The organism is Massilia sp. AB1, assembly GCF_018119385.1.
Classification (GTDB): Bacteria; Pseudomonadota; Gammaproteobacteria; order Burkholderiales; family Burkholderiaceae_D; genus Telluria.
This window is the reverse complement of sequence record NZ_JAGKSG010000018.1, coordinates 75,574-97,597: the sequence shown is the minus strand read 5'-3', so window position 1 is coordinate 97,597 and position 22,024 is coordinate 75,574. Positions and strand designations below refer to the sequence as shown.

At 64.9% G+C, this 22,024-nt stretch carries 19 protein-coding genes; 6 read left to right on the top strand and 13 right to left on the bottom strand.

The genetic code is table 11. From position 1 onward, the window contains the following. Nucleotides 1-13 precede the first annotated feature (13 nt). Nucleotides 14-775, bottom strand: a complete 762-nt coding sequence (locus tag J8847_RS12550) for a peptidylprolyl isomerase (protein ID WP_211525048.1) — start codon at nucleotides 773-775, stop codon at nucleotides 14-16. A 237-nt stretch (nucleotides 776-1,012) separates the two neighbouring features. Beyond that, the gene (locus tag J8847_RS12545; RefSeq protein WP_211525047.1) at nucleotides 1,013-1,219 is read right to left on the bottom strand and encodes a hypothetical protein; all 207 of its coding nucleotides are present in this window, start codon (nucleotides 1,217-1,219) and stop codon (nucleotides 1,013-1,015) included. Between the two features lie 356 nt (nucleotides 1,220-1,575). On the opposite strand from J8847_RS12545, the gene J8847_RS12540 reads away from it, so the two are divergent. Further along, nucleotides 1,576-1,767 carry a hypothetical protein gene (locus J8847_RS12540; RefSeq protein WP_211525046.1) on the top strand — a complete coding sequence of 64 codons (192 nt, stop codon included), beginning with the start codon at nucleotides 1,576-1,578 and terminating at the stop codon, nucleotides 1,765-1,767. Nucleotides 1,768-1,810: 43 nt separating this feature from the next. On the opposite strand, the gene J8847_RS12535 is transcribed toward J8847_RS12540, so the two are convergent. From J8847_RS12535 to J8847_RS12525, 3 genes are all read right to left on the bottom strand, one after another. Further along, a complete protein-coding gene (locus J8847_RS12535) occupies nucleotides 1,811-4,024 on the bottom strand; it encodes an OsmC domain/YcaO domain-containing protein (RefSeq protein WP_211525045.1) in 2,214 nt (737 codons plus the stop codon). A 176-nt stretch (nucleotides 4,025-4,200) separates the two neighbouring features. Then, the gene (locus J8847_RS12530; RefSeq protein WP_373999896.1) at nucleotides 4,201-6,813 is read right to left on the bottom strand and encodes a family 20 glycosylhydrolase; all 2,613 of its coding nucleotides are present in this window, start codon (nucleotides 6,811-6,813) and stop codon (nucleotides 4,201-4,203) included. A 16-nt stretch (nucleotides 6,814-6,829) separates the two neighbouring features. Further along, nucleotides 6,830-8,731: an MFS transporter gene (locus J8847_RS12525; protein WP_211525044.1), complete on the bottom strand. Its 1,902-nt coding sequence runs from the start codon at nucleotides 8,729-8,731 to the stop codon at nucleotides 6,830-6,832. Nucleotides 8,732-9,086: 355 nt separating this feature from the next. Here J8847_RS12525 and ftsZ point away from each other — a divergent pair, with 355 nt between their 5' ends. Further along, nucleotides 9,087-10,163 (top strand): cell division protein FtsZ, encoded by a 1,077-nt coding sequence (gene ftsZ, locus J8847_RS12520; RefSeq protein WP_373888793.1) that lies wholly within the window; start codon nucleotides 9,087-9,089, stop codon nucleotides 10,161-10,163. Here ftsZ and J8847_RS12515 read toward each other — a convergent pair. From J8847_RS12515 to guaB, 3 genes are all read right to left on the bottom strand, one after another. Next, complete coding sequence (locus tag J8847_RS12515; RefSeq protein WP_229429725.1) at nucleotides 10,154-10,735, bottom strand: hypothetical protein; 582 nt, start codon at nucleotides 10,733-10,735, stop codon at nucleotides 10,154-10,156. The genes ftsZ and J8847_RS12515 overlap by 10 nt on opposite strands. A 103-nt stretch (nucleotides 10,736-10,838) precedes the next feature. Next, nucleotides 10,839-12,449, bottom strand: coding sequence for a glutamine-hydrolyzing GMP synthase (gene guaA / locus J8847_RS12510; RefSeq protein WP_211525041.1), 1,611 nt, complete (start codon nucleotides 12,447-12,449; stop codon nucleotides 10,839-10,841). Between the two features lie 124 nt (nucleotides 12,450-12,573). Then, nucleotides 12,574-14,034 (bottom strand): IMP dehydrogenase, encoded by a 1,461-nt coding sequence (guaB, locus tag J8847_RS12505; protein WP_211525040.1) that lies wholly within the window; start codon nucleotides 14,032-14,034, stop codon nucleotides 12,574-12,576. A 149-nt stretch (nucleotides 14,035-14,183) separates the two neighbouring features. On the opposite strand from guaB, the gene J8847_RS12500 reads away from it, so the two are divergent. After that, on the top strand, nucleotides 14,184-14,702 hold the full coding sequence (locus J8847_RS12500; RefSeq protein WP_211525039.1) for a DUF4124 domain-containing protein: 519 nt from the start codon (nucleotides 14,184-14,186) through the stop codon (nucleotides 14,700-14,702). Here J8847_RS12500 and J8847_RS12495 read toward each other — a convergent pair. Then, nucleotides 14,699-15,016: an RnfH family protein gene (locus J8847_RS12495; RefSeq protein WP_211525038.1), complete on the bottom strand. Its 318-nt coding sequence runs from the start codon at nucleotides 15,014-15,016 to the stop codon at nucleotides 14,699-14,701. The genes J8847_RS12500 and J8847_RS12495 overlap by 4 nt on opposite strands. Further along, nucleotides 15,009-15,440 carry a type II toxin-antitoxin system RatA family toxin gene (locus J8847_RS12490; protein WP_211525037.1) on the bottom strand — a complete coding sequence of 144 codons (432 nt, stop codon included), beginning with the start codon at nucleotides 15,438-15,440 and terminating at the stop codon, nucleotides 15,009-15,011. Before J8847_RS12490 ends, J8847_RS12495 begins: the two co-directional genes overlap by 8 nt. 97 nt (nucleotides 15,441-15,537) lie before the next feature. On the opposite strand from J8847_RS12490, the gene smpB reads away from it, so the two are divergent. Beyond that, nucleotides 15,538-15,987 (top strand): SsrA-binding protein SmpB, encoded by a 450-nt coding sequence (gene smpB / locus J8847_RS12485; RefSeq protein ID WP_211525036.1) that lies wholly within the window; start codon nucleotides 15,538-15,540, stop codon nucleotides 15,985-15,987. 40 nt (nucleotides 15,988-16,027) lie between these two features. Here smpB and J8847_RS12480 read toward each other — a convergent pair whose 3' ends face one another. Both J8847_RS12480 and lepB read right to left on the bottom strand, forming a co-directional pair. Further along, nucleotides 16,028-17,209: a multidrug effflux MFS transporter gene (locus tag J8847_RS12480; RefSeq protein WP_211525035.1), complete on the bottom strand. Its 1,182-nt coding sequence runs from the start codon at nucleotides 17,207-17,209 to the stop codon at nucleotides 16,028-16,030. 79 nt (nucleotides 17,210-17,288) lie between these two features. Next, entirely contained in the window at nucleotides 17,289-17,975 is a 687-nt protein-coding gene (gene lepB / locus J8847_RS12475) for a signal peptidase I (protein WP_211525034.1), read from the bottom strand. A 174-nt stretch (nucleotides 17,976-18,149) separates the two neighbouring features. Here lepB and ppk1 point away from each other — a divergent pair, with 174 nt between their 5' ends. Together ppk1 and J8847_RS12465 are read left to right on the top strand one after the other, a co-directional pair. Then, nucleotides 18,150-20,300 carry a polyphosphate kinase 1 gene (gene ppk1 / locus J8847_RS12470; protein WP_211525033.1) on the top strand — a complete coding sequence of 717 codons (2,151 nt, stop codon included), beginning with the start codon at nucleotides 18,150-18,152 and terminating at the stop codon, nucleotides 20,298-20,300. After that, a complete protein-coding gene (locus J8847_RS12465; RefSeq protein ID WP_211525032.1) occupies nucleotides 20,272-20,739 on the top strand; it encodes a histidine phosphatase family protein in 468 nt (155 codons plus the stop codon). The genes ppk1 and J8847_RS12465 overlap by 29 nt, the downstream gene beginning before the upstream one ends. Before the next feature lie 146 nt (nucleotides 20,740-20,885). On the opposite strand, the gene J8847_RS12460 is transcribed toward J8847_RS12465, so the two are convergent. Next, nucleotides 20,886-22,013: a serine hydrolase gene (locus J8847_RS12460; RefSeq protein ID WP_211525031.1), complete on the bottom strand. Its 1,128-nt coding sequence runs from the start codon at nucleotides 22,011-22,013 to the stop codon at nucleotides 20,886-20,888. Between the last annotated feature and the right edge of the window lie 11 nt (nucleotides 22,014-22,024).

Below are 22,024 nucleotides of genomic sequence, written 5' to 3'. Positions count from 1 at the left end.
GCATCCAGCCGGTTCAGCGCGTGGAACAAGCCTCGATAATGTGCTCCTGCGCCCTTGCCACCAGCCACTCCTCACGCAGCAGGCGGCGCACTTCGACCGCGGTGTCCTCGTCCAGGGCCGCGGGGTGTTTTGCGTTGACCATATAGATTTCGTACAGTTCCCGGTCCTGCGAGGGAAACGGCCCCAGCAGTTCGCCGACGGCGGCGTTGAACACGCGCGCCTCGATGTGGGCCGGCAGCGAGCCGCGCAAGACCTTGCCGATCACGCCGTCGTTCTCGCGCGCGTTGCCGACGCCATACTCGCGCACCATCTCCGCGAAGCTGTCGGGGTCTTCTTCCAGCACCGACATCATCTCCTTGGCCTTGCCCTCGGAGTCGACCACGATGTGGCTGACTTCGACGCTGTCGAACTTGGGGGAGTTCAGCTTGAAATATTGTTCGACGGCCTGCTCGCTGCACACCTGGGCCATCATGCGCTCGTGGTACAGGCCTTCGGTGATGAAGTCCTCGAATTCGTCCAGGCTGACGCCGAGGGCGTCGAGGTAGTTGTTCATGTCGGCCGCGCGGTGCAGCCCCTGGATGCGGCGGAACTGGTCGGCGCGCTCCTGGATGTCGTCCGGCGCCAGGGCCAGCCCGGCCTTTTTCGCGGCGCGCACGGTCAGCTTCTCGCGCACCAGCTGTTCGACCAGGCCTTCGAACTGGCCGGTGAGCTTCAATGTCCTGATGAAGTAGTCGGTATCGATCACTTCGTCGTCGATACGCACGATTCCTGCCATGACGTCTCCTCGAGGTCCTCGCGTCGCACGGAAAGACAGCCGGGATCGCTCGACGATTGCCCCGAGCGTAAGCCCGCTTGGCAAGCAGCGACCAACGGCGTCACCTTTCAGTTTTAGCAGCTCGATCGGCGAAATACAATGCCGCCGCTGCCGGCGCGTGGAAATTGTTGGTATGCCGGTGGGAAGCCCGCGGTGGACCGCCGGCTTCCCCGTGGTGTGAATGCCTGCTAAGCCGCCTCAGACCACCCGGACGCCGATGTCGCCCTTGAAGATCGCCATCTGCAGCTGGAAGTCGTCGACCACGCCGCCGGGGCGGCCGTCGACGAGGACCGAGATGGCGCGTCCGCCTTGAACCAGCTTCATTTCCTTGCGCGACAGCGAACGGGCGGCGCCGCGCTGGCCGCGCTCCGTGATGGCGAGATCTTTGATGACTAGGGTTTCCATGATATTGCTCCTCAATGTGGGTTTGGGTGGGTGAGCTGGTGAGAGGCGCTCGCTCCTAGCAATGCATGGAATGTGCCAGCGCTATGAATTCGCGATGAACGAAGGCCGCAACCGGGGCCGCGGTTTTTCACTGGCGGAGGTACGGCGATAAGGGTGTTGGGTGGGAACCGACACTGGGCGGCGGGGGTGTTGCCTCTCTCCCGACTTTGCAGCGAGGGCCGAGACGTCGATCAATCCCCTTTTTCCCTCTGGCGAGCCGCATTCCGGGCGAAGCTGGCACGCCAAATGCTGTACGGACGTCGTGGGCCAATAAGTCGCTCCGCACTTTCCGAAACCAGCCAATGAAGGGGAACATCATGAACATCCACAAGCACATGGAAGCCATTTTCGTCGTCACGCTCGCCACCCTGGGAGCCGGCAAGTTCGCGCTCGACAGCCTGCCGGAAGCCAAGGCAAAGCCGTCGGTTCCAGTGGCGCGCAACGTGGCGAGCGGCGCGACGATGGCCGTCGTCATCGTGCGCGCACCGCGGCTCCCGCGTCAGCCGTGAATGCGGTGCGGGCGGCAGCGCTTGCGCTGCCGCCGCGCTGGCCTTACTTCTCCCGACGGGAGGTGGCTGCGAATGCGGCCCGTACCTTGTGCAGCTTCCGGTAGCTGTCGATCAGACGGTGGTGCCGGTCGAGGCCTTCCAGCTTCATGCTGGTCGGGGTCAAGCCGTGGAAGCGCACGCTGCCGTCCACCGAGCCCAGCACCGCATCCATGCGCGGATTGCCATACATGCGGCGGAAATTGACCACATAGTCGTCCAGTTCCAGCTCGTCGTCGAGCACGACCGACAGCACCGCATCCATCGCCTGGTAGAACAGACGGCGCTCGACGGTATTATCGTTGTACTGGAGGAAAGCGCCGACCAGCTCGTGGGCCGCCTCGAACTCCTGCAGGGCGAGGTTGATCAGCAGTTTCAGCTCGAGCACCGTCAGCTGACCCCAATCGGTGTTTTCGTCGAACTCAATGCCGATCAGGGTGGCGATGTCGGAGTACTCGTCCAACTCATTGTTTTCCAGGCGATCGAGCAGCGCCTCCAGGCTGTCCTCGTCCAGGCGATGCAGGTTGAGGATGTCTTCGCGGAACAGCAGCGACTTGTTGGTGTTATCCCAGACCAGGTCTTCCACCGGATAGATTTCGGAATACCCCGGCACCAGGATCCGGCAGGCGACCGAACCGAGCTGGTCGTACTCCGCCATGTAGACCTGCTTGCCCATGTCTTCGAGAATGCCGAGCAGGGTCGCGGCTTCCTCGGCATTGGAATTCTTGCCCTCGGCGCTGAAATCCCACTCGACGAACTCGGCATCCGCCTTGGCGCTGAAGAAGCGCCACGACACCACGCCGCTCGAATCGATAAAGTGCTCGACGAAATTATTCGGCTCGGTCACGGCATGGCTGGCGAAGGTGGGCGGCGGCAGGTCGTTCAAGCCCTCGAAACTACGTCCCTGCAGCAATTCGGTCAGGCTGCGCTCCAGCGCCACTTCGAAACTCGGGTGCGCGCCGAACGAGGCGAAGACACCGCCGGTGCGCGGGTTCATCAGCGTGACGCACATCACTGGATACGTCCCGCCCAGCGAGGCGTCCTTGACCAATACCGGGAAGCCCTGCTCTTCCAGCCCCTTGATGCCGGCCACAATGCGGGGGTACTTTTCCAGCACCTCCTGCGGCACGTCCGGCAAGGCCAGTTCGCCCTCCAGGATCTCGCGCTTGACCGCGCGCTCGAAAATCTCCGACAAGCACTGCACCTGGGCCTCGGCCAGCGTGTTACCGGCGCTCATGCCGTTACTGGCGTACAGGTTTTCGACAAGGTTGGACGGGAAATACACCACCTCGCCATCCGAGTGGCGCACGAAGGGAAGCGAAACGATGCCGCGCTCCACATTGCCGGAGTTGGTGTCGATCAGGTGCGAAGCGCGCAGTTCGCCATCCGGATCGTAGATTTCCACGCAATACTCGTCGAGGATACCGGCCGGCAGCGCATCGTCGGGACCGGGCTGGAACCAGCGCTCGTTCGGGTAATGGACAAAGTCCGCATTGGCGATATCCTCGCCCCAGAACGCGCCGGCATAGAAGTGGTTGCAATTCAGGCGCTCGATGTACTCGCCCAGGGCCGATGCCAGCGCGCTTTCCTTGGTCGAACCCTTGCCGTTGGTGAAGCACATCGGCGAATGCGCATCGCGGATATGCAACGACCACACGTTGGGAACGATATTGCGCCACGAAGCGATCTCGATCTTGATGCCCCAGCTCGCCAGCATGCTGGACATGTTGGCGATGGTTTGTTCCAGCGGCAAGTCCTTGCCTGGAATATAGGTGCGCGATTCTGCGCCCGGCTGCAAGGTCAGCAAGGCCTGCGCATCCGCGTCCAGGTTGTCCACCTCTTCGATGACGAACTCGGGTCCTTCCTGCACCACTTTCTTCACGGTGCAGCGCTCGATCGAGCGCAGGATGCCCTGGCGGTCCTTGTCGGAGATATCCGTTGGCAGCTCGACCTGGATCTTGAAGATCTGCTTGTAGCGGTTTTCCGGGTCGACGATGTTGTTTTGCGAGAGGCGGATATTTTCCGTCGGGATATCGCGCGTATTGCAGTACAACTTCACGAAGTAAGCCGCGCACAAGGCCGACGAAGCCAGGAAATAATCGAAGGGACCGGGCGCCGAACCGTCGCCTTTGTAGCGAATAGGCTGGTCGGCAATGACCGTGAAGTCGTCGAATTTGGCTTCAAGACGCAGCTTGTCGAGGAAGTTGACCTTAATTTCCATGGGGAATCCCGAATCTATATTCAAAATATAAAGCCCTGTCGGAACAGGGCTCTATGTGTGCATCAGTTACAGCTAGAACTATCTAGGCGGGGGCGTTAGGCGCCGATCCGGTGACGAACGGAGGAACTGACGATTGCATATGGTGCGCGCGCACGATGCCGCGCGCCAGCACTGTATCACGGACTGGCCCTTCGATGGCGGCAATCGCCTTCCTGCTGTGGTGCAAACGAGAACGCCTCTAAGCGAGATTCGATGCTGGCGACCGGCCCTCTCCTGCCGGTCCGATCGAAGGCCGCGACGCGGATCGTGCCGCGCTCCGCGATCGGCCCCGTCACCGGCGTGCTCGCCGCGGTCGGCTCGCTGCCGTCGCTGGTATAGCGCAGCATCATCCCCGGCAACACGTGGTTCGCGAGGACCTTGCCGCTGTCGAGCACCAACCCCGGTGGAGCAATGCGGTAAGCCAGAGCGCCCCCTTCCAGGTCGAGACGCGGCAGTACCCGCTGGCCAAGTGCGTTGACGAAGCCCGACCATGCGCTGCGGTGCAGGACCGCCGCCTTGACCGGATCGGCGGCGCCAGCCCATTCCGGATCGGCCGCCCAGGCACGCTCGGCCAGGGCCGCAAGGCGCGGCATCACCAGGTAATCGATGCGGGCGGGATCGCGCGCCGTCTCCGAGAACAGGTTGGCCTGGATGCCGCGCACACGGCGCTTGCCGTAGTCGGTCAGGCGGTCCTTCCCGACCCGTGCAGCCTCCGGCGCATCCTTCATGATGTCGAAGGGGATGAAGTCGTACACCGTGTCCAGTTCGACGTAGCCGCCCCAGTTGACGCCGTGCTCTTCGGGGTTGGCATTGCGCGCCATGTCGAAGTACATGCGGGTCACCGGCGTGAGCACGATGTCGTAGCCGGCGTTGGCCAGGCGGTAGGCCAGGTCTTCGGCGCCCACCGTGTTGTTCCATACGTAGGCGATGAAACCGTTGCGGGTAAAGCGGGGATTCGGGATCAGCTTCGATCCGCCATCGAGGGTCGTCTTGCGCGCGGCCAGTTCTTCCCAGCCCGAAGTGACCATGCCATGCTTGCGCACGATGGCGTCGACGCGATCATAAAAGTAGTCCCAGAGGTCGGCGCTGGTCTCGAGCCCGTGCCTGCGCATCATGGCATGGCTGGCGGGCGACTGTTCCCAGGCCCCGTTGGCCAGCTCGTCGCCGCCCATGTGGATGGTCTTCAAGGGCGCGCCGGCCTCGCGGTGCAGGGCCGCGATCTCCTTCACCACGCGCTCGATAAAGGTGTAGCTGGACTCGAGGCCCGGGTTGATCACATTGTCGTTGAACAGCTGGGCCGACACATACTCGGAGCGGTCATCCAGGTCGTTGAGCAGGTAGCGCGCGGCGTCGCGGCTGCCGGCCGCCTTCAGGCGTCGATAGCGCGCCTCCATCGCCTGCACGGCGGCGCGCGCGTGGCCCGGCATCTCGATCTCGGGAATCACCTCGATGTGGCGCGCCTGCGCATAGCGCACGATTTCCATGTAGTCCTCGCGGGTGTAATGGCCGCTGCCGTGGGGGTCGCGCGGATCGGGGCCGGAGCCATAGGCAGGATCCAGGCGCACGCCGGGCTTGGCGCTGTGGCCGCGCACGGCGCCGATCGTGGTCAGTTCCGGCAGGCCTGCGATCTCGATGCGCCAGCCCTCGTCGTCGGTCAGGTGGAAATGGAATTTGTTCAGCTTGAAGCGCGCCATCAGGTCGAGCCACTTGAACACCGTTTCCTTGCCGTGGAAATTGCGCGCCACGTCCAGCATGAAGCCCCGGTAGCCGAAGCGCGGTGCGTCGACGATCGTCAGCTCGGGCAAGTCCGGCGCCACGGCGCCGGGCAGCGGCATCAGGTCGCGCAGGGTCTGCAACCCGTAAGCAACGCCGGCTGCGCTGTTGCCGACGATGTCGATGCCGCCCGAGGTGCTGATCGCCAGGCGGTAGGCCTCGAGCGAGGCCTGGCCTTCGACCGCTCCCACGCGCAGGCGCAGCTGCGGCCCACCGCCGGCAGCCAGCGTCGCAGGGAACAGCGAGCGCGCCAGCGCGGCCTCGCTGGCCAGCGCCGCCGAGGCGTTGATGGTGGGACGGCCCGCCAATGGCAGCCGGCCGGCGCCGGGCTCCAGGCGCAGTGGCGTCGGCAGGACTGGCGGCAGCTTGGCCGCCGGCAGCAGCTCGGCACGCGCATTGCGCCAGTAAGTGTCTTCCGGCGTCACCTCCGAATGCGGGCTGCCGGTCTTGCCGCGCTGGGCAGGCTCGGTCAACGTGGCGACCGTGTACGGTAGCGGTACGCCGGCATCCGGCGCGGCGTCGTACACGAGGTAGGGTCCGCTCGGCGATCGCGACGGCATGAACACCGCATCGCGGTGGCGGTAGGCGAATTCCAGGGTCTGTCCCGGCGCCAGGCCCTTGAACTCCGCGGCAGGGCGCAGGCGGAACAGGCCGCCGGCCACCTGCTCCAGCACCAGCCCGTTCGACCGGACGCCGACCGGCATGCGGTCGATGCCGGTGAAGTACAGCGACCAGCCGGCCGCCGGAAGGGGCTGGCGGTCGCTATTGGTGAGGATGAAGCGCGCCGGGCTGCCGCCCTGCGGCAGTTGCTGGTCCGCCGGCTTGCGTTGCATTTCCCAGCGCAGTTGCATGCGGGCGCCGTTGGCCGGGGATACGACAGCCGGGACGGCCGGTTCCGCCAGGTCAGCCAAAGCCGCCGGCGCTGCCAGCAAGGCCAGCGCGATCGCAGCGCCACCAGTCCACATCTTCTTGCTCACGTGTTTCCCCCTGCCTTTACTCTGCCACCTGCCGCCCCACCGGACCACCCGAGCGGGCGAACAAGCGCTCGATCTCTTCCAAGGACTTGCCCTTGGTCTCGGGCAGGAAGAAGGCCGCCGTAATGAAATACACGGCGGTGCATCCGGCCCAGAACAGGAACATCATGTGGAAGCCGTAGTTGCCGACAATCGGCAGGAAGGCGCCGGCGATCAAGGTGCCGGTGCCCTGGTTGATCAGGAGCGCCACGCCCATCCCGACCGAACGGATTCGTGTCGGCATCAGTTCGGACAGCGCCAGCCAGACGCACACGCCCGGACCGATCGAATACGCGGCGATAAAGCCGGCGATGCAGAGCGCCGCCAGCAGGCCGCTGTCCTTGTCCGGGATCGGTCCGACGCTGGCGCGCACGATCTCGAGCGGGGCGCCATTGTCGGAGCGGATGGCGATGCGCTGGGCCATGTGGACGCGGCGGGCGGCGTCGATGGCCGCGCGCGCTTCCGGCGCCAGGCTTGCGATCAGCTGCTGCGCAGCTTCCGGCACCTCCTCGGCGCGCCCGCTCCACGCGGCCTGCGCCTGGGCCAGCAGCGCACGCTGATCGTCCGGCAGCGTGCGCACCAGCGCCTGCTCGCGCGCCAGCACGGCCTGCGCCTCTGGCGTCGGGGTGTAGGCTTCGGCCACCTGCTCCTTGTCGCCGTACTGGTACAGGACAGTCAGTTGCACCGGCCCGGCTGCGGACTGGGCGAAGCGGGCATCCAGCAGATTCAGGTCGAGCGCATTGCCGCGGACCAGCGCTGCCACCTCGGTGCGCACGTCGACGCGCTGCGATTCGAAGCGGTGGAACAGCAGCGCAAGCAGGCAGAGCGAAACCATGATGCCGGCGGTGCCGATCTTCAGCAGGAACACCCTGCCCTTGCGCTCGACCAGCATGATGGCGGCGACCGTCATCACCGAATTCAGAATCTTGATCGCCGTGCCATAGCTGGCCGTGCTCACCGGATCGAGCCCGGCGTGCTGCAGGATGGTCGACATGAATTGCAGCACCGAGTTGATGCCGGTGGCCTGGGTGCAGCCCAGGATCACGCAGGCCAGCACGAAGGGCAGCACATAGCGCCGCTCGGTCAGCATCTCCGCCAGCGCCGCTCCGCGGCTCAGCTTGGGACGCGCCCTCTCCTCGGCCAGCGCGGCGCCGATCTCGGCTACCTCGGCTTCGCATTGCGCCGCCGGGCGCAGGCGCGCCAGCACGCCCGCGGCTTGCTCGGCACGTCCCTTGCGCATCAGCCAGCGCGGCGATTCGCTCACGAACAGGCAACCGAGCAGGAACAAGGCGCCCGGATACAGCACCGTCAGGAACATGCCGCGCCAGGCGGTGTCGGCCGCGGCGGTGCTTGCTGCGGTATCGCTGCCGGCGGCCTGGATCGCCAGCTCGGCGTTGCTCAGGTAATAGTTGCCGATGAAGGCGGCCAGCACGATGCCGACCGTGAGCGCGAACTGGAACAAGGCAGTGCCGCGTCCGCGGAGGTTGGCGGGCAGGCATTCGGCCAGGTAAAGCGGCACCACGACGGCGATCACCCCGCCGCTCAGGCCCTGCAGCAGGCGCCCCAGCAGCAATGGGACGAAGGACTGCGACAGGTAGATCACGGCGACGCTGCCGACGAACAGCAGCGCACTGACGATCATCATCGGCCGGCGGCCCAGCCAGTCGGCCAGCATGCCAGCCACGACCGAGCCAAGGATCGAACCGGCCATCACGGCCGCCACTACGAGCGACAACTGTCCTTCGGTGAGACTTGTGGCGCGGTGCAGGTAGGGTAAGGCGGGATCGATGATGCCGATATCGATCCCGTACAGGAGTCCGCCCAGGCCGCAGATCGCGGTCAGGAACAGCAGGTGGATGCGTTGCTGGTTGTGTGTCGACATTGCTCGTCTCGGAAGCGCAGGTTGGCCGTCATCTAGGCCGGGATGATCGGCTCGTATCTTAATCGCAATAGTCAGCCTGGAGACGGTTTTGCCTTTCCGGAGGCGCAGTTTCGTGGAGGGCGCGCAAACGGCCCTCACCTGTCCTCATGAAATCGATCATCGGCAGTGGTAGGACAAGGATTCCTGGCGCCTGCACGAACTATTACAAATGCTTGCGTTTGAAACGATTTCTCACTTTCTCGTGCGCGGCCTTGCCTTTAGTCTTATGGGCTCGACAGTTGCCGGCGCTTGTTGCGGCTGGAATGCGGCCACGGCGCCGCACGCCGGCAGTCATCTTTTCCAAACGGAGTGTTCCTTGTCCGAATCAATATTTTCCCAACCGACAACGGTCATCAAGGTGATCGGTGTGGGCGGCGCAGGCGGCAATGCCGTCAGCCACATGGCGTCGGCTGGACTGGCCGACTTCGAATTCATCTGCGCCAACACCGATGCCCAGGCGCTGTCGAACACCAAGACCGAAAAGCGCATCCAGCTCGGCGAGGGCGGCCTTGGCGCCGGCAGCGATCCGGTCGTCGGACGCGAAAGCGCGCTGCGCGAGCGCGCCGCCATCGCCGATGCGCTCAAGGGCGCCGACATGGTCTTCCTCACCGCCGGCATGGGCGGCGGCACCGGTACCGGTGCGGCGCCGGTGGTCGCCGAAGTGGCGCGCGAGCTCGGCATCCTGACCGTCGGCATCGTGTCGAAACCCTTCGAGTTCGAAGGACCGCGGCGCATGCGCGTTGCCGAAGAAGGCATCGCGGCCCTGGCGCGCTGCGTGGATTCGCTGGTCATCGTCCTCAACAGCCGTCTCGAGGAAGTGCTGGGCGAAGACATCACGCAAAAGCGCGCGTTCGCCGCCGCCGACGAGGTGTTGAGCAAGGCGGTCACCGGCATCGCGGAAATCATCACCGTGCCCGGCATGGTCAACGTCGATTTCGAGGACGTGCGCACCGTGACGCGCCAGACCGGCATGGCGATGATGGGGTCGGCCCAGCACGCCGGCGAGGACCGCGCGGTCAAGGCGGCCGAGGAGGCGATCGCCTGTCCGCTGCTCGACGGCTCCAACCTGCGCGCCGCGCGCGGGGTCCTGGTCAACATCGCCGCTTCCGAAGAGACCCTACGGCTGCGCGAAACCAAGCTGGTGATGAACACGATCTGCGCACAGACCAGCGACGAGGCCATCATCAAGTTCGGCGCGGTGTTCGACGACAGCCTGGGCGACGCCATGCGCGTCACGGTGGTGGCCACCGGCCTGAACCGCCCCAGCGACTTTGGCGTCGGAAGGCGAACGCCGGGGACGCGCGCCGCGGCGCACGTGCAGCCCATCCTGCGCCAGGGTGGCGCTGCGGGCTTGCTCAGGCCAGCGCCGGCCCAAGCTCCGCCTCAGGGCTGAGCGCCAAGGTCCTGCTTTGCAGCGAGCACGCGTGCGAGGGCCGTCTCGGGGTCCAGGCCGGCCATCATCTGGTTGATGATCTCCTGCTTGTCCTCGGCGTTCAAGCTTTCGCAGGCGGACCGGTGCGAGCAGAAGTAAGCGTACCAGGCCACGTCCGCCGGCCGTTCCTTGCGCGGCTTGAACCGGGCCGGCACCCTGGCGCGCATTGTATCCACGTAGGCTGCCAGTTGCGTATCGGCCGCGCTCCAATCGAAGCCGGCGACGGCGCGCCGGTCGGCTTCCCAGTCGCCCTGGTAGCCAAGCCGGGGCCGCAGTATCTCCTTGCTCACCGCAAGGCATGCCAGATTGGGATAGCCGTGCTGGGCGCAGAAGGCTTCCACGAACAGCAGCTTGGGGCCGATGCCCACCGTTACCGCGCGGCCGAGGACCTCGTCCTTCGGATGCAGGGAACGCGCCAGCGTAAGCAGGTCGCCGTAGGTGATCGGCATGCCGCGCAGGGCGGCCGCCTGACGAACCAGGGCTTCGGCCAGGCGCGCGCCTATCTCGATGTCGTTGAAGGTGAAGGGAATCATATGACGAACTCCGCGGCACATAAAAACGCCGCCGACCGTTCGCGGAGAACGATCGGCGGCTTGCCTGATTTTCTGTACAAATCAGTTAGCTGTTTTACTCAAGTCATTCCCACTCGATCGTCGCCGGCGGCTTGCCCGAAATGTCGTACACCACGCGGTTGATGCCGCGCACTTCATTGATGATACGGTTCGACACCTTGCCCAGCAGCGAGTGCGGCAGGTGCGCCCACTGCGCCGTCATGAAGTCCAGGGTCTGCACCGCGCGCAGCGCCACCACGTATTCGTAGGTACGGCCGTCGCCCATCACGCCCACCGACTTCACCGGCAGGAACACGGCGAAGGCCTGGCTGGTCGCTTCATACCAGTTCACCGGCGCCTTGCCCGCGTCGATACCCGGCACGTGCGGCACTTCGAACGGGGTGTTGCGCAGCTCTTCGATGAAGATGGCATCCGCTTCGCGCAGCAGGTCGGCGAACTCTTTCTTGACTTCGCCCAGGATGCGCACACCCAGGCCCGGACCCGGGAACGGGTGACGGTAGACCATGTCGTGCGGCAGGCCGAGCGCAACGCCCAGCTTGCGCACCTCGTCCTTGAAGAGCTCGCGCAGCGGCTCCAGCAGCTTCAGGTTCAGGGTCTCCGGCAGGCCGCCCACGTTGTGGTGGCTCTTGATGGTCTGGCCCTTCTTGCCCTTGCCAGCCGATTCGATCACGTCCGGATAGATGGTGCCCTGTGCCAGCCAGCGCGCGCTGGTCAGCTGCTTGGCCTGTTCCTGGAACACTTCCACGAACTCGCGGCCGATGATCTTGCGCTTCTGCTCAGGGTCGCTCACGCCGGCCAGGTGGCCCATGAACTGGGCTTCCGCGTCGATGCGCAGCACCTTCACGCCCAGGTTCTTGGCGAACATGTCCATGACCATCTTGCCTTCGTCCTTGCGCAGCAGGCCGTGGTCGACGAACACACAGGTCAGCTGGTCGCCAATGGCGCGGTGGATCAGGGCCGCCGCCACGCTCGAATCGACGCCGCCGGACAGGCCCAGGATCACCTCGTCGGTGCCGACCTGCTCACGGATCTTGGCGACGGCTTCGCCGATGTAGTCCGGCATGTTCCAGTCCGACTTGCAGCCGCAGATCTCGTGCACGAAGCGGCCGATGATGGCCTCGCCCTGCGTGGTGTGAGTCACTTCCGGGTGGAACTGCAGCGCGTAGAAGCGGCGCTCTTCGTCGGCCATGGCGGCGATCGGGCAGCTGTCGGTCGAACCCATCAGCTTGAAGCCCGGCGGCATGTCCAGCACCTTGTCGCCGTGGCTCATCCACACCTTCAGCATGCCGTGGCCTTCGCTTGTCACGAAGTCGTTGATGCCGTTCAGCAGGGCCGTATGGCCGCGGGCGCGCACTTCGGCGTAGCCGAATTCGCGCACCTTGCCGTTCTCGACCTTGCCGCCCAGCTGGGCCGCCATGGTCTGCATGCCGTAGCAGATGCCGAGCACCGGCACGCCGGCCTCGAAGGCGGCCTGCGGCGCGCGCGGCGAGTCGCCTTCCAGGGTGGAGTTATGGCTGCCCGAGAGGATGATGCCCGAGGCGCCGTAGTTGCGCACGAACTCGTCGCTGACGTCGTAGGGGAAGACTTCGGAGAACACGCCGGCATCGCGCACGCGGCGCGCGATCAGCTGGGTAACCTGGGAACCGAAGTCGAGAATGAGGATTTTGGAATGCATGGAATGCGTCTTGTAATAGGAATTCGGTGATACAAAGCCTGCAACGGGATGCAGGCGTCACGCGTGGACGGCACAGCCGTCCACCCTACGAAAAGCGGCGCCACAGCGCCGCCTCGTCAGCCGGTTACTCGGAACGGTAGTTCGGAGCTTCCTTGGTGATCTGCACGTCGTGCACGTGCGATTCGCGCATGCCCGCCGAGGTGATCTCGACGAACTCGGCGCGCTCGCGCAGTTCGTCGATGGTGGCGCAGCCGCAGTAGCCCATCGACTGGCGCACGCCGCCGATCAGCTGGAAGATGATCGCGAGCACGCTGCCCTTGTAAGCGACGCGGCCTTCGATGCCTTCCGGCACGAACTTGTCGGCCTTGGCCGAGGCTTCCTGGAAGTAGCGGTCGGCCGAACCTTCGGCCATCGCGCCCAGGCTTCCCATGCCGCGGTAGGATTTGTAGCTGCGGCCCTGGTACAGGATCACTTCGCCCGGCGCTTCCTCGGTGCCGGCGAACATGCTGCCCATCATGACGGTGTGCGCGCCCGCTGCCAGCGCCTTCGAGATGTCGCCCGAGAAGCGGATGCCGCCGTCGGCGATGCAAGGCACGCCGGTGCCCTTCAGGGCTTCGGCCACATTCGAGATCGCGGTGATCTGCGGCACGCCCACGCCGGCCACGATACGGGTGGTGCAGATCGAGCCAGGGCCGATGCCGACCTTGACCGCATCCGCGCCGTGCTCGACCAGCGCCTTGGCGGCCGCCGCGGTGGCGATGTTGCCGCCGATGACGTCAACGTGCGGATAGCGTTCCTTGATCCATTTCACGCGGTCCAGGATGCCTTGCGAGTGGCCGTGGGCGGTGTCGACCACCAGCACGTCCACGCCAGCCGCGACCAGCAGTTCGATGCGCTCCTCGTCGCGCTGGCCCACGCCCACGGCCGCGCCGACCAGCAGCTTGCCCTGCGAATCCTTCGATGCCAGCGGGTGCTCGTGCGACTTCTGGATGTCCTTCACGGTGATCAGGCCGCGCAGCTCGAAGTTGTCGTTGACCACCAGCACGCGCTCCAGGCGGTGCTTGTTCATCAGGCGCTTGGCTTCGGCGGTGTCCGCGTCCTCCTTGACGGTCACCAGCTTCTCGCGCGGGGTCATCTTGGCGCGCGCTTCCGCTTCCAGGTCCTCTTCGAAACGCAGGTCCCGGTTGGTGATGATGCCCACCACCTGGTTGCCCTCGACCACAGGGAAGCCGCTGATGCCGTGCTGTTGCGACAGCGCCAGCACTTCGCGGATCTTCATGGTCGGCGGGATCGTGATCGGGTCGCGCAGGACGCCTGCCTCGAAACGCTTGACGCGGGCTACTTCGCGGGCCTGGTCGGCCGGGCGCAGGTTCTTGTGGATGATGCCGATACCGCCTTCCTGGGCCATCGCGATCGCGAGACGCGATTCGGTGACGGTGTCCATGGCTGCCGACAGCAACGGAATGTTCAGCGTGATATTCCGGGTCAGCTTGGTGCGGAGGGAGGTTTGGGCCGGAAGAACGTTGGAGTAGGCCGGGACGAGCAGCACGTCATCGAAGGTGAGTGCTTTTTGGAGGAGACGCATAGTATTTCCTATAGGCGCAAAAGTGAATTATACAGAAAGCTGCAAATTTCGTCGCAGGGGTGCCCAAAAATTTCTCTCGACGGTGCGTTTTGGAATTGACATCCTCTTTGCATCATGGCGAAATCGATAGCTCATTCAGGAAACAAACCATGCCTACCAGCACTTTTTTCCGCCTCCTTGGCGCTACCCTACTCTTCCTCGCCGCCCAGCTCGCCCATGCGCAGTACGTGTGGATCGATGCGAACGGCACGCGGCAATATTCGGACCGCCCGCCGCCGCCAGGCACGCCGCCGCACAAGATCCTGAAAGCACCGGGCCGGCTCGCCACCGCTCCAACACCGGAAGCCAGCCTCGACGCCGCCGCACCCGTAGCGCCGGCTGCCAAGCCAGCCGTTCCGAAAGGACCGCCCACCCTGGCCGAACGCGAGCAAGCCTTCCGCGAGCGCGCCAAGGAGCGAGCCGAGCAGGAACGCAAGGAGGCAACGGAAGCGGAACGCCGGCGCGAACTGGCCGAACGCTGCGAGGCTGCACGCGATGCCCAGGCGCAACTGGCCTCGGGCATCCGCATCGCCCGTTTCGACAAGGACGGCGAGCGCAGCTATATGTCGGATGAAGAAAAGGCCGCGAAAGCGGCCCAGGTGAATCGTGTATTGAAGGACTGCCGCTAGGCAGCAGCTCCCGGCGCGGCGGCTTCCTTCTTGGCCGCCCGCTTGCGGCGCGAATCCTTCGGGTCCGCCACGAGCGGACGGTAGATCTCGATGCGGTCGCGCTCGCGCAGCACGGTGTCCAGCGTTTTTTTCTTGGCATAGATGCCAACCGGCTGGGTAGCCAGGTTAATCTCGGGGAAATCCTGCAGCACCCCGCTCTGCTCGATGGCTTCGCCGATGGTCGTGCCCGGTTTTACCTGCATCGGGCGTATCCATTCCTGCTTCGCGTGGGCGTAGCAGACATAGACCTGTACCAGCTCGGTCACCTCAGTCATACAGGGCCTCCGCCCGCTTGCAGAAAGAGTCGACCATGCTGTTGGCGATCATCCCGAACACCGGCCCCACGATCTGCTCGAGGATAATGCTCGAGAATTCGTAATGCATGTCGAAGTCGATCTTGCAGGCGTCGGCGCGCAGGGCCTTGAAGGTCCAGGTGCCTTCGAGCATCTTGAACGGGCCGTCGACCAGGTGCATCTTCATCTGGGTCGGGCGCTGGTTGTGGTTGGACGTGGTGAAGCTCTGCTTCACGCCGTGGAAGTTGATCGACAGCGAAGCCACCAGTTTCTCGTCGGTGCGTTCGAGGATGTTGACCCCCCCGCACCAGGGAAGAAACTTCGGATAATCTTCCACCTTCGCCACCAGGTCGAACATCTGTTCTGCGCTATACCCGAGGAAAACTGATTTGTGTACTACTGCCATTGGTCAACCGTTTGTTATGATGTTAGATAAGTTGCATGTTGCGCCATAAAAGCGCGATAAGCAGTAGTTTAACCGACACGCGAATTTTCGCTATTTCATGAGTATCGCTGACAATAAAAAAGCATTTTTCGACTACTTCATCGAGGACCGCTACGAAGCCGGCCTGGTGCTGGAAGGTTGGGAAGTCAAGGCCATCCGGGAAGGCCGGGTGCAGATCAAGGAAGCCTATGTGATGGTGCGCAATGGCGAGCTGTTCCTGTTCGGCGCCCACGTGAGTTCGCTCCCGACGGCCTCGGCCTGGAGCCATCCGGAAGCCCTGCGCACCCGCAAGCTGCTGCTGCACCGCGCCGAAATCGACAAGCTGATTGGCAAGGTCGAGCGTTCGGGCTACACGCTCGTGCCGCTCAACCTGCATTTCAAGAAGGGACGCGTGAAGTGCGAGATCGGCCTTGCCAAGGGCAAGAAGCAGCACGACAAGCGCAACACCGAGAAGGACCGCGACGCCAAGCGCGAAGTCGCGTCGGCGATGAAGCAGCACCGCCGCTGATTCCCGACGGCCGGCAGCCCCGCCGCCGGCCGCGCGAAACTTATACGGCCGGCGTGGCGGCGCGCACCGACGCGCGCCATGCGATAAAGCTCAGCACCAGCCCCACGGCCACACCCAGCGCCAGCTTGAACGCGCTCTCGAACAGCAGCGGCGCCACCAGGCCCGACACCAGGGCGAAGGACATCATCTGGATGAAGCCCACCATCGAGGCGGCCAGCCCGCGGTTGTCCGGGAACAGGCCCATGGCCGTCAGCTGGATCGCCGGCATCGCCACCGCCAGGCCGAAGGTGTAGACGAACAGCGGCAGGACGGCCCAGGGCACCGCGGCCGGGAACAGCGCGTTGTAGCCGACGTTCAGCACGGCCGCCAGGCCCATCACGGCATAACCGATCCACATCAGACGCGCCGGCGGCAGCCAGGACGCGCGCTTGCCGCCCCAGGCGGAACCGATCACCATGCCGCCGATCAGCGGGATGAACATCCAGGCGAAGGCCGTCTCCGGCAGGCCCAGGATCTCCATGACGAAATTGGCTGCCGAGCCGATATAGAGCGACAGGCCGCCGAAGGCCATGCCCACCGCCAGCGACAGCAGCACGAATTGCGGACGGCGCAGCACCATCAGGTAGTTGCGGCCGATGGTCACCGGATGGAAGACCTGGCGCTTCTCGCGCGGCAGGCTCTCGGGCAGCAGGCGCAGGCAGAGCAGGATCATGGCCGTGCCGAAGATCGCCAGGAAGATGAAGGTGGAGCGCCAGCCGAAGCTCACGTGCAGCCAGCCGCCCAGCACCGGCGCAATGGCCGGCGCCAGCCCGAACACCATCATGATGTGGGACATGATCTTCTGCGCCTGCGGACCGGCGAAGCGGTCCTGGACGATGGCCTGGCCGATCACCGAGCCGGCGCCGGCCGAAAGGCCCTGCAGCGCGCGGCAGGCCAGCAGCGCGCCGAAGGTCGGCGCAAAGGCGGCGCCGATCGACGCCAGGGTGTACACCGTGAGCGCGGCCAGGATCACCGGCCGGCGTCCGAAGGAATCGGACAGGGTGCCGTAGAACAGCATCATGAAGGCGAAGCAGAACAGGAAGACGCTCAGGGTCTGCTGCACCGCCACCGGGCCGACGCCGAATTCGACGCCGATCGCGGGCATCGAGGGCAGATAGGTGTCGATCGCCAGCGCCCCGATCATGCCGAGGCAGGCGAGGATGACGGTCATGAGTCGCTGCATGTGCCATGCCTTTCCAAACAAATCCGGCACTGCACCATGCAGACATCCCGGGGACGGGATTTTACTTTATTTCAAAGAATTAATTTTCCGCGCCCTCGTTCCGCAGCGACATGCCGAAGCGGCTGGTGCGCGGCATCCAGTTGCCCTGGTAGTCGGCCGATACCAGGATGCGCTCGGCGCGGCCGATCAGCTTTTTGCGCGGGACCAGGCCAATGACGCGCGAGTCGCCGCTGTCGTCGCGGTTATCGCCCAGCATCAGGTAATGGTCGGCGGGAATGCGCACCGGGCCGAAGTTGCGCAGCGCCAGCTTTTGCGGCAGCACCTGGATGCGCTGGCGGGCGCCGCCGACGGTTTCCTCCATGCGGATGGCCTGCTGTTCAGTCCCGTGGGAACGCTCGCGGGTGACCTCCGACACCTGGTACCGGGCCGGCACGCCGTTGACGACCAGGCGCTCGTCGCGCATCTCGATCACGTCGCCCGGCAGCGCCAGCACGCGCTTGATCAGGCGGGTGCCGTCCGGCTGCGGCGAGGTGAAGGTGACCACGTCTCCCCGGCTCGGTTCGCCAAGGCGCGCCACGATCACATCGGTCAATGGTATCTTGAGGTCGAAGGCCAGCCGGTTGACGAAGACCACGTCGCCCTCCAGCAGGTTGGGCCGCATCGATGCCGATGGAATCGGATTCCAGTCGGCGACCGCGGTGCGGAACACGCCGAACAGGCACAGGAAAAGAATGAAGCCTTTGTTGGCGCGCAGCAGGTCTTTCACGGTCAGCCCCTGGTAGTCATGGTAGAGCTGTCTTTATACGCCGGCATTCTTTAACGATGCTTAAGTGTCAACTGAGGGTTAACACACCCGCCTGGAGCCGAGTCGAACGTGGATGTCACCAAGTTGTCATATTATCCATCTACACTGCCTGCGCGACTACTTCGACGCAGACATATGGACATGAAAACCAAGGCCATCGAGGCTGAGCTCAAACAGCTTCCGGACGGCGGGGCCTTCCTCAACCGCGAGCTGTCGCTGCTGGAATTCAACCGCCGGGTGCTGGCCCAGGCGGAGGATCCTTCGATTCCCTTGCTCGAACGCCTGCGCTTCCTGTGCATCGTGTGCAGCAACCTGGATGAGTTCTTCGAGGTGCGGGTCGCCAGCCTGCTCGCCCAGCACCAGTTCGATCGCGCCCAGGGCGGCCTGCCCGACCACCTTGCGGCCACCCTGGAACGCGCCAGCGCCGAATGCCGCCACCTGATCGCGCGCCAGTACAGCCTGTTGAACAACGAGATTCATCCCCAGCTGGCGGAAAACGGCATCCACCTGCTGCGGCGGGGCGACCGCAATGCCGCCCAGCGTGCATGGGTCAAGCAGTTCTTCGACCGCGAAGTGCGCCCGCTCCTGACGCCGATCGGCCTGGACCCGGCCCACCCCTTCCCGCGCGTGATCAACAAGAGCCTGAACTTCATCGTCGAACTGGAAGGCAAGGACGCCTTCGGGCGCGGCACCGGCATCGCCATCATGAAGGCGCCGCGCGTGCTGCCGCGCGTGATCCGCCTGCCGGACGAACTCTCGGACAAGAAAGGCGCCTCCTACTGCCTGCTATCCTCGGTGATCCAGGCCCACATGGCGGACCTGTTCACGGGCCGCGAGGTGGTGTCCTATTCCCAGTTCCGGGTCACGCGCAACAGCGACCTGTGGGTGGACGAGGAAGAGGTCAAGAACCTGCGCCAGGCCTTGCAGAGCGAACTCCACAGCCGCAACTATGGCTTCGCGGTGCGCCTGGAAGTGGGACGCGCCTGCCCCGAACACCTGTCGGCCTTCCTGCTCGACCAGTTCAACCTCGACCGCTCGCGCCTGTTCACGGTCGACGGCCCGGTCAACCTGGGGCGCCTGCTGGAAGTCGTCAACACCAACAACCAGCCGGAACTCAAGTTCCCGCCCTTCGTCGCGGGCTATCCACCCAAGCTGGCAGCGCCGGACATCTTCGCCACCCTGCGCAAGCAGGACGTGCTGCTGCACCATCCCTACGAGACCTTCCAGCCGGTCATCGACTTCATCCAGTGCGCGGCGAACGATCCCTGCGTGGTGGCGATCAAGCAGACCATCTACCGCGCCGGCATGAACTCGGAGCTGATGGAAGCCCTGATCGCCGCCGCGCGGCGCGGCAAGGAAGTGACGGTCATCGTCGAACTGATGGCGCGCTTCGACGAGGAAGCCAACATCAACTGGGCCGAGAAGCTCGAACAGGCCGGTGCCCAGGTGGTGTACGGCGTGGTGGGCCTGAAGACCCATGCCAAGATGGCGCTGGTGCTGCGCCGCGAGCCGCAGGGCCTGCGCCGCTACGCCCACCTCGGCACCGGCAACTACAACCCGACCACGGCCAAGTTCTATACCGACTTCGGCCTGCTCACGGCCGATGCCGACCTGACGGCCGACGTCAACGAGGTGTTCATCCACCTCACCAGCATGACCCGCCCCAAGCAGCTCACCAGCATCTGGCTGGCGCCCTTCTCGCTGCAGAAGGAGCTGGTGCGGGCGATCCGCAACGAAGCCGAGCTGGCGCGCCACGGCAAGCCGGGACGCATCGTGGCGAAGATGAATTCGCTCACGGACGAATCGGTGATCAAGGCTTTGTACGAGGCCTCCGAGGCCGGCGTGCGCATCGACCTGGTCGTGCGCGGCGCCTGCTCGCTGCGTCCCGGCGTGCCCGGCTTGTCGGAGAACATCAAGGTGCGGTCGATCGTCGGGCGCTTCCTGGAGCACACGCGGGTCTTCTATTTCCGGAACAATCTCAAGCACGACATCTGGCTCAGCAGCGCGGACTGGATGAACCGCAACCTGTTCCGGCGCGTGGAGATCGCTTTCCCGATCCGCTCGCCGGCGCTGAAGCGCCGCGTGATGCGCGAAGGCCTGCATCCCTACCTGAAGGACAACGTCAATGCCTGGGAGCTGGCCAGCGACGGCCGCTACCGCCGCCGCAAGCCGCGCGGCAAGCAGAAACCCCTGAGCGCCCAGCAGACCTTGATGGACATGCTGGGTGGCGCCAACCATCCGGCCAAGGAGAACGAGCATGGAACTGATCCTGTGGCGCCACGCTGAGGCCGAGCCGGGGGAGCCGGATGGCGACGACAATGCGCGTGCGCTGACCTCCAGGGGAAAACGCCACGCTGCGCGCGTGGGGGCATGGCTCGAGCGCACCCTGCCGGATGACTGCCGCATCCTTACCAGCCCGGCCAAGCGCTGCGTCCAGACGGTCAAGGCGCTTGGACGGCGCTACGAAGTGGTCGAGGCGCTGGGTACGGATTCGAGCGCCGAGGCGATCATCCAGGCGGCGGGCTGGCCGGGAACCCGGCAGCCGGTGCTGGTGGTCGGGCATCAGCCGCTGCTGGGCGAGGTGGCGTCCTCGGTGCTGTCCGGGCGCAAGCAGGACTGGCGGATTCGCAAGGCGGGAGTGTTCTGGATCGAGCACAAAGGCAGTGATGGTCTTCCCTACATCCGACTGGTCGTCGGACCGGACCTGATCGGAAAACTGCGCTAAAGCCAATAGGATCAGTAACCTCAGCACGTCATTCCGGCGAAGGCCGGAATCCAAGTTCTGCCAGCGTTATCGTGACGCTAAACTTGGGTTCCGGCCGAGGGGGACGCCGAGTCCCGGAACGACGGGTATGGGCTAACTGAGCGCTTTCAGCGCTGAGGCGTCTTGTCGCCATACTCCCAACGCCATGGCATGTCGTTCTCACCCAGCACCATGCGCACCAGCTCCGGAAAGATACGCTCGGCCCGCACGTCGTTCGCCAGCAGCACCACGCAACGCCTGCGCGCCTCCAGGCACACCACCATATTCCCGGTACTGTCATTGTGCCCGCCCTTGAACCACCCCAGCCCGCTGCGGTCCTGGAAGCTCACCAGCCCCAGTCCCGCCGCGATCCCCTCGTGCGGCGCCCCTGCCTCCGGAACCAGGGTCGGAAACTGGCTGCGCGACCGGATAGGCAGCTGCGGCCGCACCAGCTCCGCCCGCATACGCGCGCTCAAGCCTTCGCCGCGCTGGACGGCCGCCCAGAAGCGCGCCTGGTCGGCGATCGTCGTGTCCATCGACCCCGCCGCGCTCACCTTGCTGCGCTCGTCGTGCGGCTCCATCTTCCCGTCGATCGTATACCCATCCGCCAGGTTCGCCGCGAAGTCCGGCCGCCAGCGCATGCTGGTGTTGGCCATGCCGAAGCGGTCGAAAATCCGTCTCTGCATCTCCTGCGCCACGTCCAGCCCGAGCCCCTCCTCGAGGATGTACTGGAGCAGGTAAATGCCCTCGCCCGAATAGGCATAGCGGCTACCCGGATCGAAATGGATGCGGATCTTCTCGTCGGGCTCGAGCCAGCTGAAGTTGGCGAAGCCGCCGCTGTGGGTGAGCAGGATGCGCGGCGTGAGCTTGCGCCAGCGTTCGTCGCCGGCGAGGGGCGCGTAGTCGGTGCGCTGGTTGCGGTACTCGGGCAAAGGTTTCGGCAGCAGCCGGGTAACCGGCGTGTCGAGGTCCAGCCGTCCCTCGTCGACCAGCTGCAGCACCATGTAGGCGAACGCACTCTTGGTGAGCGAGGCGCCGTACATGATCGTGCCGGTTTCAAGCGGCAGATTGCGTTCGACATTGCGCTTGCCGTAGCTGGCGAGCTTCACGACCTTGCCGTCCTCGATGACGGCAAGCGCGAGACCCTGGATCTGTTCGCGCCGCATCAGGGCCGCTACCGCGTCGTCCGAAACCGCCGGTGCCGACGCACAGCCGCCCAGCGCGAGGGAAACGAGGAAGGCTGCGATCCATTTCATGGCTGCCTCCT